5 protein-coding genes and 2 riboswitches are annotated in these 14218 nt (G+C 61.1%); of the genes, 4 read left to right on the top strand and 1 reads right to left on the bottom strand.

Annotated features, from left to right (window positions below; all coding sequences use genetic code 11):
* The first annotated feature begins 179 nt into the window (after positions 1–179).
* Both ACB035_RS08445 and ACB035_RS08440 read left to right on the top strand, forming a co-directional pair.
* Positions 180–3635 carry a NahK/ErcS family hybrid sensor histidine kinase/response regulator gene (locus tag ACB035_RS08445; RefSeq protein ID WP_371167063.1) on the top strand — a complete coding sequence of 1152 codons (3456 nt, stop codon included), beginning with the start codon at positions 180–182 and terminating at the stop codon, positions 3633–3635.
* Positions 3636–3869: 234 nt separating this feature from the next.
* A riboswitch (cyclic di-GMP riboswitch) is annotated at positions 3870–3957 on the top strand.
* Positions 3958–4059: 102 nt separating this feature from the next.
* Positions 4060–6654, top strand: coding sequence for a glycosyl hydrolase family 18 protein (locus ACB035_RS08440; protein WP_371167062.1), 2595 nt, complete (start codon positions 4060–4062; stop codon positions 6652–6654).
* A 128-nt stretch (positions 6655–6782) separates the two neighbouring features.
* Here the strand turns inward: ACB035_RS08440 and ACB035_RS08435 are convergent, their stop codons facing one another.
* The gene (locus tag ACB035_RS08435) at positions 6783–8018 is read right to left on the bottom strand and encodes a diguanylate cyclase domain-containing protein (RefSeq protein ID WP_371167061.1); all 1236 of its coding nucleotides are present in this window, start codon (positions 8016–8018) and stop codon (positions 6783–6785) included.
* Positions 8019–8333: 315 nt separating this feature from the next.
* Positions 8334–8421: riboswitch (cyclic di-GMP riboswitch) on the top strand.
* A 99-nt stretch (positions 8422–8520) separates the two neighbouring features.
* Here ACB035_RS08435 and ACB035_RS08430 point away from each other — a divergent pair.
* Together ACB035_RS08430 and ACB035_RS08425 are read left to right on the top strand one after the other, a co-directional pair.
* Positions 8521–11133 carry a glycosyl hydrolase family 18 protein gene (locus ACB035_RS08430; protein ID WP_371167060.1) on the top strand — a complete coding sequence of 871 codons (2613 nt, stop codon included), beginning with the start codon at positions 8521–8523 and terminating at the stop codon, positions 11131–11133.
* A 73-nt stretch (positions 11134–11206) separates the two neighbouring features.
* Positions 11207–14188 (top strand): M66 family metalloprotease, encoded by a 2982-nt coding sequence (locus ACB035_RS08425; RefSeq protein ID WP_371167059.1) that lies wholly within the window; start codon positions 11207–11209, stop codon positions 14186–14188.
* Positions 14189–14218: the final 30 nt, after the last annotated feature.

Genomic DNA, 14218 nt, shown 5'->3' with positions numbered 1-14218 from the left:
AAGTTTATCGTTTATCAATATTCATATCGGCAGTATTTATTGTTTTACGATATGCAGTCAAGATAAAACTTATTGAAAAACGATAATTTCAATCTGTCCGAAGGGGATGACTTTTGGCTGCAGCCTCTCTAGACTGGCGAGGCTGTATACAAAAACTCAACATGGACAAGGAGTTATCGATGCACCAGGGATGGCTGCTGATCGGATTGTCGCTCACCTATCTGGGGCTGCTGTTTCTGATCGCCTTCGTGGCAGACAAGCACAAACGGCACCGTCTCAAGGGGCAACCGCTGCTCTACAGCCTGTCGCTGGCGGTCTACTGCACCTCCTGGACCTTCTTCGGCACCGTGGGGCAGGCGAGTGAATCGCCCTGGTCGCCGGTGCCCATCTACCTTGGCCCCATGCTGGTCTTTCTGTTTGGCTGGCGGCTGCTGGCCCGCCTTATTCTGGTGGCCAAGCGCGAGCACATCACCTCCATCGCCGACTTTATCGCCGCCCGTTACGGCAAATCCCAGCGGCTCGCCATGGTGATCGCCCTTATCGCCATCATGGGGATCCTCCCCTATCTGGTGTTGCAGCTCAAAGCCATCGTCACCGGGCTGGATCTGCTGATGGTCAACAGTGGCGGCATCAGCCCGACCAGCAATACCAGCGAGCTGGCGCTCGGGGTCACTCTGCTGTTGGCGTTGTTCAGCATCCTGTTCGGTACCCGCCATCTCGATGCTACCGAACACCACAGGGGGATGGTGGTGGCCATCGCTTTCGAGTCGGTGGTCAAATTACTGGCCTTTATCGCGGTGGGGGGCTTCGCCCTCTGGCTGATCCTGAGCAAACCGGGCGAGGCTCACGAACAGGTGACCCGCGACTTCTTTGCGCAGGTGGTGGCGGTGAGCCCCGGCAACCTGCTGGAGCTTGCCATCTATACGGTGCTGGCGATGTGCGCCGTTATCTGCCTGCCGCGCCAGTTTCATGTGACTGTGGTGGAGAACAATCAGGGGCAGGATTTGCACTGGGCGCGCTGGATCTTCCCGCTCTACCTGTTCGTGATGGGGCTCTTTATCTGGCCGTTGGCGCTGGCGGGCAAGCAGTGGGTGGGTGCCGATATGGCCTCCGACACCTATGTGATCAGTCTGCCGATGGCCCTCGGTTTCGATGGCATGGCGATGCTGGCGTTTCTCGGCGGCACCTCGGCGGCCACCGGCATGGTGATCGTCTGCACCATAGCGCTGGCCATCATGGTGAGCAACGATCTGGTGCTGCCGGTGCTGCTGCGTCGCTTCTGGCGGCAGGGGCGCGACGAGCGGCTGGTGCGGCTGCTGTTGCAGGTGCGCCGTGGTGCCATCCTGCTGATCTTGCTGGCGGCCTGGGGGCTCTACCTCTGGCTCGGCGATCTCACCAGCTTGTCGCGCATCGGCTATCTCTCCTTTGGCGCGGTGGCCCAGTTTGCGCCAGCCCTGCTGCTCGGTCTCTACTGGCGTCACGGCAATCGCAAGGGGGTCTATCTTGGGTTGAGCCTCGGGGTGAGCCTCTGGTTCGTGACTCTGCTGGTGGAGAGCGGGCTGCTGGCCGGTTCACCGCTGGCCGAGCTGCTGGCGCCGCCGGACTGGCCCGCGTTTCGCGAGCTGAGTCTCGGAGCCTGGTGCATCTTCCTGAGCCTGCTCTTCAACCTGCTAGGTTATGTGGCCGGTTCCCTGCTGTCGCGCCCTGCGGTGAGCGAGCGGCTGCAGGCGGCCAACTTTGTCGGCAAGCCGAGCCGCGATACCGCTGCCCTCTATCAGGCGCGGGTCTCGGTCAAGGAGCTGGAGATGCTGGCGGCCCGCTTTGTCGGTTCAAGCCGGGTCAAACGCGCCTTTGGTCGTTTCGCCGGTGAGCGGGGCGGCACCCTGGCGCCCCAGATGCAGGCTTCGGCCGAGCTGATTGCCCACACCGAGCGGCTGCTGGCGGGGGTGTTTGGTACCTCGTCGGCGCGGCTGGTGCTTGCCTCTGCCCTGCAGGGACGCAACATGCAGCTCGAGGAGATCGCCACTATAGTCGATGAGGCCTCCGACGTGTTTCGCTTCAACCGCGGCCTGCTGCAGGGGGCGATCGAGCATATCGGGCAGGGGATCTCGGTGGTGGACAGGGAGCTTAGGCTGGTGGCATGGAACCGCCGCTACATCGAGCTGTTCCACTATCCGCCGGGGCTTATTCAGGCAGGGCGCCCCATTGAAGAGATCATCCGCTATAACGCCCAGCAGGGGCTCTGTGGCCCCGGCGATATCGAGGATCACGTGGCGCGGCGGGTCGCCTTTATGAAGCGGGGCAGCGCCCATATCTCGGCGCGGGAGCGCCCCGATGGGCGGGTGATCGAGATGCAGGGCAACCCCATGCCCGCCGGTGGTTTCGTCATGACCTTTACCGACATCACCCCGTTTCGAGATGCGGAGCGGGTGCTGCGCGAAGCGAACGAACATCTGGAGGCGCGGGTGGCCGAGCGTACCCGTGAGCTCTCCGAACTCAACCGCCAACTATTGCTGGTGAACCAGCAGGTGGAGCGGGCCAATCAATCCAAGAGCCGTTTTCTGGCGGCGGTCAGCCACGATCTGACCCAACCCCTCAATGCCGCCAAGCTGTTTACCTCCTCCCTGCTGGAAATGCTGCCCGATGCTGGTGAGCAGGCCCGCATCGCCCGTCATATCGATGATGCGCTGGGGGCGACCGAGGATCTCATCACCGATCTGCTCGATATCTCTCGGCTCGAAGCGGGCAAGTTCAAGGCCAAGAAGCTCGACTTCGCCCTGCGCGATCTGCTCGACAACCTCAAGGCGGAGTTTGGCGTGCTGGCGCAGGCGGGGGGGATCCACTTCTCGGTGGTGGAGAGCAAGCATGCGGTACACAGCGATGTGCGGCTGCTGCGCCGGGTGCTGCAGAACTTCCTCACCAATGCGTTTCGCTACAACCCGGGCGGCAGGGTGCTGCTCGGTTGCCGCCGGATGGGGGAGAAGATCCGCATCGAGGTGTGGGATAACGGCCCCGGCATCCCGCAAGACAAGCAGGAGGCGATCTTCGACGAGTTCTCCCGCCTCGATCACTCCCGCACCGCCAAGGAGCAGGGGCTGGGTCTGGGGCTTGCCATCGCCCGCGGCATATCGCTGGTGCTCGGTCATCAGCTCACATTGCAGAGCTGGCCGGGCAAGGGGTCGGTCTTTGCGGTGACCCTCAATCTGGCGACCCGGCCGGTCACGGCCCATCAGCTGGCGGCGCCGGTGGCGCGCGACAGCCAGCTGGAAGGTGTAGCCGTGCTCTGTATCGACAACGAGCGGGACATTCTGACCGCCATGAGCACCCTGCTCGGCCGTTGGGGCTGCGAGGTGCGCTGCGCCGTCGATCTGGCCGAAGCCGAGGCGCTGGTGGCAGACGGGTTTGTGCCGAGACTGGTGCTCTCCGACTACCACCTCGATGACGGCAAGACCGGGTTGGAGGCGCTGGCTGCCCTGCAGCGGGTGTGTGGCGATGAACTGGGAGGGATCATCATCAGTGCCGATCGCAAGAGCGAGCTGCAGGCGCAGATCCGCGAGCGGGGGTATGGCTATATCAGCAAACCGGTCAAACCACTCAAACTGCGGGCCCTGATGAACAGTCTGCTGCTGCGCTAGCCACATCCGGGGCGGCTAGCCGTGAACCGGCTCACAAAACCGCGCAATGATCCCGTGGACCCTGGTCATGGATGAATGCCGAGAACAGAGATTTATTGGCGAAGATATCTTCATCTTCCTGCGTAATGGCTGCCAGTTAGTGCATTGGCTTGCCACTGTCGGTGAACGCCGACAGTGGCAGACCGGATTGGCTCACTCTATAGTCGGGATGCGATTTTTTGCATCGCAAATGAAGTAACCGAAGGGCAAACCGATCGCGAGATCGGGACGCAAAGCTTCCGGTCCAGGGATGAGCCGTACTTGAGATAGCGGGGCCACCACAGGTTGTTGTGCACCTTTGCCAAGAGGCCGCACTGCCGTCTGCGTTACCTGTCAGGGCGTAGCCCTTTTCGTTGCCAACATAACGAAATAGGGAAATATAAAAATGCTAAGTCCAAAGCCTACCATGCTGGCCCTCGCGGTCGGTTTGTGCTGCGCCTCGTCCGCTTATGCTGCGGCGCCCGGCAAGCCCACCATCGGATGGGGCCCCACCAAGTTTTCCATCGTTGAAGTCGATCAGGCGGCCACTGCCTACAACAATCTGGTCAGGGTAAAGGATGCCGCCGATGTGGAGGTGAACTGGAACCTCTGGAGCGGCGATCTGGGCCAGAGTGCCAAGGTACTGCTCAATGGTCAGGAGGTGTGGTCCGGCCCCTCGGCCGCAGCGGGCAGCGCCAAATTCAAGGTGAAGAAAGGGGGGCGCTACCAGATGCAGGTGGCGCTGTGCAACGCCGATGGCTGTACCCTCTCTGATGCCAAGGAGATCGTGGTTGCCGATACCGACGGCAGCCATCTGGCGCCACTCAAGGCGCCGCTGCAGGAGAACAACAAGCCTTACGCCAACAAGTCCGGCAAGGTGGTGGGGACTTACTATGTGGAGTGGGGGGTCTATGGCCGCAAGTTTACGGTTGACAAGATCCCGGCCCAGAACCTGACCCATATCCTCTATGGCTTCACCCCCATCTGCGGCGGGGATGGCCTCAACGACAGCCTCAAGGAGATCGAAGGGAGCTTCCAGGCGCTGCAGCGGGCGTGTGCCGGTCGCGCCGACTTCAAGGTGGCGATGCACGATCCCTGGGCCGCCATCCAAATGCCGCAAGGCAACCTCACTGCCCATGACGAGCCCTACAAGGGCAACTTTGGCGCCCTGATGGCGCTCAAGCAGGCCTATCCGAACCTCAAGATCCTCCCCTCGGTCGGCGGTTGGACCCTCTCCGACCCCTTCTACTTCCTCGGTGACAAAACCCAGCGTGACGTGTTTGTCGGTTCGGTGAAAGAGTTCCTGCAGACCTGGAAGTTCTTCGACGGTGTGGATATCGACTGGGAGTATCCGGGCGGACAGGGTGCCAACCCGAAACTGGGTAGCCCGAGTGATGGTGCCACCTATGTGGCCCTGATGAAGGAGCTGCGTGCCATGCTCGACGAGCTGGAGGCCGAGACCGGTCGCCAGTATGAGCTCACCTCGGCCATTGGTGCGGGGGGTGACAAGATCCAGGATGTGGACTACAAGGCGGCCCAGCCCTACATGGACCACATCTTCATGATGACTTACGACTACAACGGTGCCTGGAGCAACACCGAACTGGGCCACCAGACCAACCTTTATGCGGCAAGCTGGGATCCCGCTACCAAGTACACCACCGACAAGGCGGTCAATCAGCTGCTGGCGCAGGGGGTTGAACCGGGCAAGCTGGTGGTCGGGGCCGCCATGTATGGCCGTGGCTGGACCGGGGTGAGCGGTTATCAGGGCAGCAACCCCTTCACCGGCAAGGCGACCGGCAAGGTGAAAGGCACCTGGGAGGACGGGGTGGTGGATTACCGCGACATCGTCAACAACCGGATGGGGGCGGGCTGGGAGAAGGGCTATGACGAAGTGGCCGAGGCGCCCTATCTGTTCAAGGCGGCGACCGGCGATCTCATCACCTATGACAACGAGCGCTCGGTCAAGGCCAAGGGGCAGTATGTGCTGGCCAACAAGCTCGGTGGCCTCTTCTCCTGGGAGATCGATGCCGACAACGGCGACATCCTCAACGCCATGCATGAAGGGCTGGGCCACGGCGAGGGGACGACTCCACCAGCCAACAAGCCGCCATTGGCCAATGCAGGCAGTGACCTCAAGGTGACCGGCCCGACCGAGGTGACGCTGGATGGGTCGGCCTCCCACGATCCGGAAAACAGCGCGCTCAGCTACAGTTGGAAGCAGATCTCCGGGCCGCAGGCTGCCCTGCTCGATGCCACTCAGGCCAAGGCCCGCGTGGTGCTGGATGCTGTGGCTGCCGACATCAATCTGGTGTTCGAGCTGACAGTGAGCGATGACCAGCAGTTGAGTGCCAAGGATCAGGTGGTGGTGACCAACAAGGCGCCGCAGGCCAATCTGGCGCCGGTGGTGAGTCTACCTGCCACGGCCTCTGTGGAGGCGGGCAAGCAGGTGACCATCAAGGCGACCGCCTCCGATCCGAACGGTGATCCGTTGACTTATCAGTGGAGTGTGCCGGCAGGCATCACCGCAACGGGTCAGAACAGCGCCACTCTGGTGGTCACCGGCCCGAGCGTCACCAGCGACACCAGCTATGACCTGAGCGTCACCGTCTCCGACGGCGGGCTGGATGCCAGCGCGGCAACCCGTCTGACGGTCAAACCGGCCAGCAGCGGCGGTGGTTGCACGGCAACCGATCCGGATGCGGCCAACTGGCCAGTCTGGAAAGCGGCAAGCACCTATAACAGCGGCGACAAGGTGAGCCACAACCAGCTGGTGTGGCAGGCCAAGTACTGGACCCAGGGCAACGAACCTAGCCGCACCGCGGATCAGTGGCTGCTGGTGAGCAAGGTGCAACTGGGTTGGGATGCCAATGTGGCCTACAACGGTGGCGAGCTCACCACCCATAACGGCCGTCAGTGGAAGGCGCAGTACTGGACCAAGGGCAATGAGCCCAGCAAACACGACGTCTGGCAGGATGTGGGAGCCGCCAGCTGTAAATAAGCATTGAATGGTGGCGGGGCATGCCAGTCATGCCCCGTTTTTTCTCCCCGCTTCGCCATATTCTGGCGGGCCTGCCAACCGGTTTCACCCCAGCTTCTCTCTTGTGCTTGCAAAGCGGCCCTTCCGGGCTAGTGATTAATGCTCCCTCCGCTTGCTGGCATCTGTGCCGCACGGTGCTTTTTGTGGTGCCGCTTGTGTTGGTACATGTCGGCATCGGCTCTGGCAAACGCGGCAGCAAAGTCGCCGCGATAGGGGGCCATCCCCATGCTGCACGAGATAGTGGGGGAGGCGCTGGCCAGCATGGTCGTCAGCCTGGCCATCGCCTGTTGCAGCTCGGTCGGTGTCAGAGTGGTGAGCAGCACAAACTCATCCCCGCCGAAGCGGGCGGCAATCACCCCCTGACCGAAGTGCTGGCGTATGCCATCAGCGATAAGGCGCAGGGCCTGATCACCCGCCAAATGGCCACTGCTGTCATTGAGCTGCTTGAGATTATCCATGTCGATCAGCAGCAGGGTGCCTTCCGGCTGCCCCTGCAGAGCGAGTTCGAATTGCTGGCGATTGGCGAGCCCGGTCAGCTGGTCGGTATTGGCCAGCTGATAGATGCGGCGGGACTGCTGATAGATGGTGATGGCGTGGCGAATATCCCGCGCCAGGATCGCCATCAGGTGGCTGTCGTAGCGGGTAAAGGCATTACGTTTGCTGCTGTCCATATTGATCATGCCGTAGAGCTGACCATCGATATGGATCGGGGTCGCCAGCGTGGCCTGGATGGGCAGGTCGGTGCAGTTGACCAGCAGCTCTCTGTCCTGTTCGGACAGGGGCATGGTGGCATTTATCTTCGACAGGTCGTTGATCAGCAGTGTTTTGTTGCAGCGCCCCTGAGTCAGCTTGTACTGAAAGGTGTGCTCCAGCGGCAGATTGATCCGCCGCAGTTTCACCAAATCCATGCCGATGGCCGCTTCATACCTCAACATGCCTGTGCCCGGCAGCAGCTTGATCAGGCAGCCCATCTCGGCCCCCGGGATCAACATCACGGCTCGTCTGAGCAGATCCTCCAGAAAGGCCTCTTCGGTCTGGTATTGCGCCGAGTTGCGGGCCAGTTCGGCGGTGGTTTCGTTGATCTTGAGCGCCTCACTCAGATGCTGCCACTGGCGGTGCAGATGGTAGCGGTAGTGGCGATAGAGCCAGAAGGTGCAGATAAGGTAGCTCTGGACTAGCAAGGTGCTGGCAAGCGGCGCCCTTTGCCAGCCATTGAGGCTGTTGATAAGCCAGATCATCCCGGCCAGTGGCAAGGCATAAATCGTCAAACGAACAAATTGGTCGTATCTGGATAACCGGGTGCGTGAGGGCAGTTCGTTGGGCATGAAGACACCTGCTGGCCATGCAAAGCGGCGATTATAAATTCATTAGTTGCGACACAGATGGGTCTTTTGTCGCATATTGTTCTTACTCATTGATTTTTCTCAATTTGGTGTGATGCAGATCAAAAAAATGGTGTGAGGTATCTGGTTGGAGGTGATGAGATTAGGTCTGCATATCCGGCTGTTTTTTAAACATTAATTTCTTGAAAGTGGGTAATTGTCAGGGTTGGTAACTGGTGGGCTGGCAATGGTCCGATTTGCTTACTTATCAGAATTACCCTACAGTCAATCGGCGATTATTTATCGCCAGAAATAACGTTGTGACAAGGGCAAACCGATTGAAAAGTCGGGACGCAAAGCTTCCGGTCTAAGGGTCAAGACGGCCTAGGATAGCGGGGCCACCACAGTAGAATGCAGGCTGCCTTTGCCAAGGGGTGGCCGTTTTTGTGTCACCTGTCGTGTTGCGTTGCCCTTTCGTTTTTCCAATAACGAAAAGGAAAGCAATATGCTAAGTCCAAAACCCGCACTGCTGGCCATGATGGTCGGCACCCTGCTCGCCTCCTCCGCCGCTTATGCGGCAGCTCCCGGAAAACCCGCCATCGGTTGGGGCCCCACCAAGTTTGCCATCGTTGAAGTCAACCAGTCCGCGACCGCTTATAACGAGCTGGTCAAGGTGAAGGATGGCGCCGATGTGACCGTCACCTGGAATCTCTGGAACGGCGATATTGGCCAGAGTGCCAAGGTGCTGCTGGATGGCAAGGAAGTCTGGTCCGGTCCCTCTTCCGCCGCGGGTACCGCCACCTTCAAGGTGCACAAGGGGGGCCGCTATCAGATGCAGGTCGCGCTGTGCAACGGCGATGGCTGTACCCTGTCTGATGCCAAGGAGATCGTGGTCGCCGATACCGACGGCAGCCACCTTGCACCGCTCAAGCCTGCCCTGCAGGAGAATAACAAACCCTATGTCAACAAGTCCGGCAAGGTGGTCGGCACCTACTATGTGGAGTGGGGGGTCTATGATCGCAACTTCACCGTGGACAAGCTGCCGGCCCAGAACCTGACCCATATCCTCTATGGCTTCACCCCGATCTGTGGCGGTGATGGCCTCAACGACAGCCTCAAAGAGATTGCCGGCAGCTTCCAGGCGCTGCAACGTGCCTGTGCCGGGCGCAAGGATTTCCAGGTCGCCATTCACGATCCCTGGGCCGCGCTGCAAAAAGGGCAGGGGTCACTGGTCGCCTGGGATGAGCCCTACAAGGGTAACTTTGGCAACCTGATGGCCCTCAAACAGGCCTATCCGGACCTGAAGATCCTCCCCTCCGTCGGTGGCTGGACCCTCTCCGACCCCTTCTTCTTCATGCATGACAAGGCCAAGCGTGACGTGTTCGTCGCCTCGGTCAAGGAGTTCCTGCAGACCTGGAAGTTCTTCGACGGTGTCGATATCGACTATGAGTTCCCGGGCGGCGACGGTGCCAACCCCAATCTGGGGGACAAGACCAAAGATGGGGAAACCTATGTGCTGATCATGAAGGATCTGCGCGCCATGCTCGACGAGCTGGAGGCCGAGACCGGTCGCACCTATCAGCTCACCTCCGCCATCGGGGCCGGTTACGACAAAATTGAGGATGTGGATTACAAGGCTGCCCAGCAGTACATGGACCACCTCTTCGTGATGAGTTACGACTACAACGGTGCCTGGAGCAATACCTCCCTGGGTCATCAGGCCAACCTCTATCAGGCCACCAACGGCTCGGCCAACAAGCGCTACAACACTGATGCAGCGGTACAGCAACTGCTGGCGCAGGGGGTCGACTCCGGGAAGCTGGTGATCGGTGCCGCCGCCTACGGTCGCGGCTGGAAAGGGGTGAGCGGATATCAGGGCAACGATCCCTTCACCGGCACTGCCACCGGCAAGATCAAGGGCACCTGGGAAGATGGCGTGCTGGATTATCGCCACATCGTCAACAGCCATATGGGCGCAGGCTGGGAGTACAACTACGACGAGACTGCCGAAGCGGCCACCCTGTTCAAGCCCTCCACCGGCGAGCTGATCACCTATGACGACGAGCGCTCGGTCAAGGCGAAAGGCCAATACGTGCTGGCCAACAAGCTGGGCGGGCTCTTCTCCTGGGAGATCGATGCCGACAACGGCGACATCCTTAACGCCATGCATGAAGGTCTCGGTCACGGCGAAGGGGTCACTCCGCCCGCCAACAAGCCGCCGGTTGCTAATGCGGGCAGCGATGTGGCGGTGACCGGCCCGGCTACCCTGCTGCTGGATGGCTCAGCCTCCCACGATCCGGAAAAAGGCTCCCTTACCTACAGCTGGAAGCAGGTTTCCGGTCCGCAAGCCGTGCTGGGTGATACCACGCAGGCCAAGGTGCGGGTCGATGTGAATGCCGTCAGTGCCGATACCGCCCTGGTATTCGAGCTGACGGTGACCGATGACCATCAACTGACCGCCAGGGATCAGGTGGTGGTGACCAACAAGGCGCCGCAGCCCAACCTACCACCAGTGGTCACTCTGCCCGCCAGCGTCAAGGTGGAAGAGGGCAAGCAGGTGAGCATCACCGCCAAGGCATCCGACCCCAACGACGACGAGCTGATCTATCAATGGCAAGTGCCTGCCGGTATCACGGCGACCGGCCAGAGCAGCGCCACCCTGGTGGTCACCGGCCCGGCGGTGGATGTCGAAACAGGTTATGACCTCTCAGTGACAGTCTCTGACGGTGCGCTCGACGCCAACGCGGCAACCCGCCTCACCGTTACCCCGATCAACGAAGGCGGTGAGGGTGGCTCTTGCAACACCACAGATCCGGAAGCAGCCAACGTTCCCGCATGGCAGGCCAGCAAGGTCTATAACGGCGGTGACAAGGTGAGCCATAACCAGCTGGTATGGCGTGCCAAGTACTGGACTCAGGGTAATGAGCCGAGCCGCGCCGCCGATCAGTGGGCGCTGGTGAGTCAGGTTGATCTGGGTTGGAACGCTGCCGTTGCCTACAACGGCGGGGATCTCACCAACCACAACGGCCGTCAGTGGAAGGCCAAGTGGTGGACTCAAGGCAACGAGCCGGGCAAGCACGATGTCTGGCTGGATATCGGGGCAGCAAGCTGTAACTGAGGCCTCCTCACCGATGACGGGGCATGGCGACATGCCCCTCATTCCCGGTAGCAATATGAACGAGAATCCGACAATGACCACAAATGTGACCCGAATCGCTGCCCTCATCATGGCAACCCTGGCGGCTGGCCCCTTGTCTGCCACCACCTCGCCCCTGATATTCAATGACACGACACCGCAAAGCGATCTTGCGGGCAGCCTGGCTGCCAGAGTGCAGTTTGCCCAGAGCCAGATCCTGCCGTCCCATCCCAAAGAGGGGGATCGCCAACCCATCCTGACCAGCCTGCGCAAGAGTCTGCTGCTGGTGCAACCGCTCCAGGCCGACGGGGTGACCCCGATGACAGTGGAGGCCCGTGACGGCAGCGGCACGCTGCTGGGCTCCCTGACCTTGTCACCGCCATCGGCGCTGCCCGAGACTGTCTATCACCTCGCGGGGGTTCCCGAAGGCGGAGTGAGCTTCGTCCCGGAGAGCGGGACCACTGCCGTCATCAGCAGCAGTGCTGATTTGGCCAAACTGAGCGACAAGAGCGGCACCTTCCTCAAGGATCGGCTGACTGGTCGCGCGCTGGTGGAGATCCAGACCGCCGACGGCCGTTGGGTTCGGGATATCTACCTGCCCGTGAGCCCGGAGCTGGAGGGTAAGATGGTGCGCTTGCGTTCCAGCGCAGGCTACAACTCGACAATTTTCTATGGCGAGCGGCAGGTGACCGTCTCCCGTGGCCAGACCCTGCAGTTCAAGTTTGCCAATGGGCAGTGGTTCCGCGAGGGGGAGCTGGAGAACAACCGCATCACCTATGCAGCGAATACCTGGAGCGGCGAGCTGCCTGCCGAGTGGATCCAGCCCGGACTGAACCTCTCCGTTCGTCAGGGCAATCTCAGTGGTGAACTGCGTGACATCAAGGTCGGCGCCCCCGGCGAGCTGCTGCTGCACACCATCGACATCGGCATGCTCACCCCGCCACGGGATCGCTTTGCCTTTGCCAATGACAAGGAGGCACATCGCGAATACTTCCAGACCATCCCGGCCAGCCGGTTGATCGTCAGTCAGTATGCACCGCTCTCCCTGCCTGAGGTGATGCTGCCCAATGGCACCCTGCTGACCGATTTTGACCCGAGCGAGGGGGGTTGGCATGGCGGCACCATGCGCCAGCGCATCGGCAAGGAGCTTATCTCCCACGGCATCGACAATGCCAACTACGGCATCAACAGCAGTGCCGGTGAAGGGGAGGGGAGCCATCCCTTTGTGGTGGCCCAGCTGACGGCGCACAACAGCCGCGGCAAATATGCCAATGGGGTTCAGGTGCACGGTGGCTCCGGCGGCGGTGGCATCGTCACGCTGGATGATTCGCTGGGCAACGAGTTCAGCCACGAGGTGGGCCACAACTTCGGCCTTGGCCACTATGTGGATGGTTTCCGCGGCTCGGTTCATCGCAGTGCCGATCAGCTCAACTCCAGCTGGGGCTGGGACAGTGACAAACACCGTTTCATCCCCAACTTCTCACCGACCCGCACTAATGAGGATGCCTGTCTGGATGGCCAGTGCCAGCCACCGTTCGATGGCCGCAAGTTTGGCCACGATGCGATGGCAGGCGGCCGCCCTCTCTCCGGCGCCAACCGTTTCACCCTCTATACCCCCAATTCGGCCGCCATTATCCAGCGTTTTCTGGAGAGCAAGGCGGTGTTCGATGCCAACTCGGCCACCGGCTTTAGCAAGTGGAACAGTGCGACGGCCAGGATGGAGCCCTATCAGCACACAATCGAGGGGATCGAGAAGGTCGATGCCCCCATGGATGCCCTGAGCGAGGCTGGACTGAGTGCCCTGCTGGCGGATTACGGCTTGGTCAGGGTCGCCATGTGGGATGGTCGCTGGACTCGTGATATCCGGGTGCCGGTTGCCTCTGCGGACAACCGTGGGCGCAGTCTGACCATCGATCACGGGGCCGGTTACAACAGTCGCCTCTTTATTAACGGCAAGGAAATTGTGGTGAACCGGGGCTTCAAGAAGAGCTTCACCTCGGATGGCCAGAGCTGGGTGGAGGTCTCCCCCATCGATACCAAGGTTGCGCGCAAGCCCGAGCAGTTCGGCGTGCCGGTGACCACCCTGGTGGGCTATTACGATCCGCAAGGAGCCCTGCGCAGCTACATCTATCCGGCTCTGCACGGCGCTTACGGCTTCACCTATCCGGATGACAGCAACACCCTGTCCGGCAATGACTGCCAGTTGCAGGTGGAGACCCGCGATGGTCTGCAGCGCTTCAGGCTGGCCAATCACAGAGCGGCCAGCAGCGTCATGAACAAGTTCCACATCAACCTGCCCACCGCCAGCGAGCCCGGTCGCGCCACTATCCAGTGCCGTGGCCAGACACTGGTACAGCAGAGCTTGTTGCCACCGCAGCAGATCCTCTCCTTTACCGTCAACGGGCGGCCGCTGGATCAGGGCGTGGTGGAGAACCGGCCTCCGGTGGTGACCGTACCGGCGCAGCTTGGCGGCATCGGCGGTGAGTGGCTGACCATCACCGCCGAGGCGAGGGATCCCGAGGGGGATGCGCTGAGCTACCGCTGGCACTTCCCGACGGGCTGGCAGGTAGAAGGCGAGACCAGTGCCAGCCTGCGTCTGCTACCGCCGGCTGTTACCACTAGTGAGCAGCATGAGCTGAGTGTGAGCGTCTCGGACGGGGTACATCAAAGCGAAGGGCGCGTCGTGCTGACGCTGGCGCCCGTGGTCGACGGCTCTTGCAACACCACAGATCCGGAAGCGGCGAATGTTCCCGCATGGCAGGCCAGCAAGGTCTATAACGGCGGCGACAAGGTGAGCCACAACCAGCTGGTATGGCGTGCCAAGTACTGGACTCAGGGCAATGAACCGGGCCGCGCCGCCGATCAGTGGGCGCTGGCGAGTCAGGTTGAGCTGGGCTGGAGCGCGACCGTTGCCTACAACGGCGGTGAGCTGACCAACCACAACGGCCGTCAGTGGAAGGCCAAGTGGTGGACTCAAGGCAATGAGCCGGGCAAGCACGATGTCTGGCTGGATGTCGGGGCGGCAAGCTGCCCCTAGGTTGAGTCCATGATGAAGATGGCGGAGTCT

Source organism: Aeromonas sp. S12(2024) (assembly GCF_041402305.1).
In the GTDB taxonomy this organism is placed as follows: Bacteria; Pseudomonadota; Gammaproteobacteria; order Enterobacterales; family Aeromonadaceae; genus Aeromonas; species Aeromonas veronii.
Note: the sequence above shows the minus strand (reverse complement) of the source record. Positions and strands in the feature narration are given on the sequence as shown.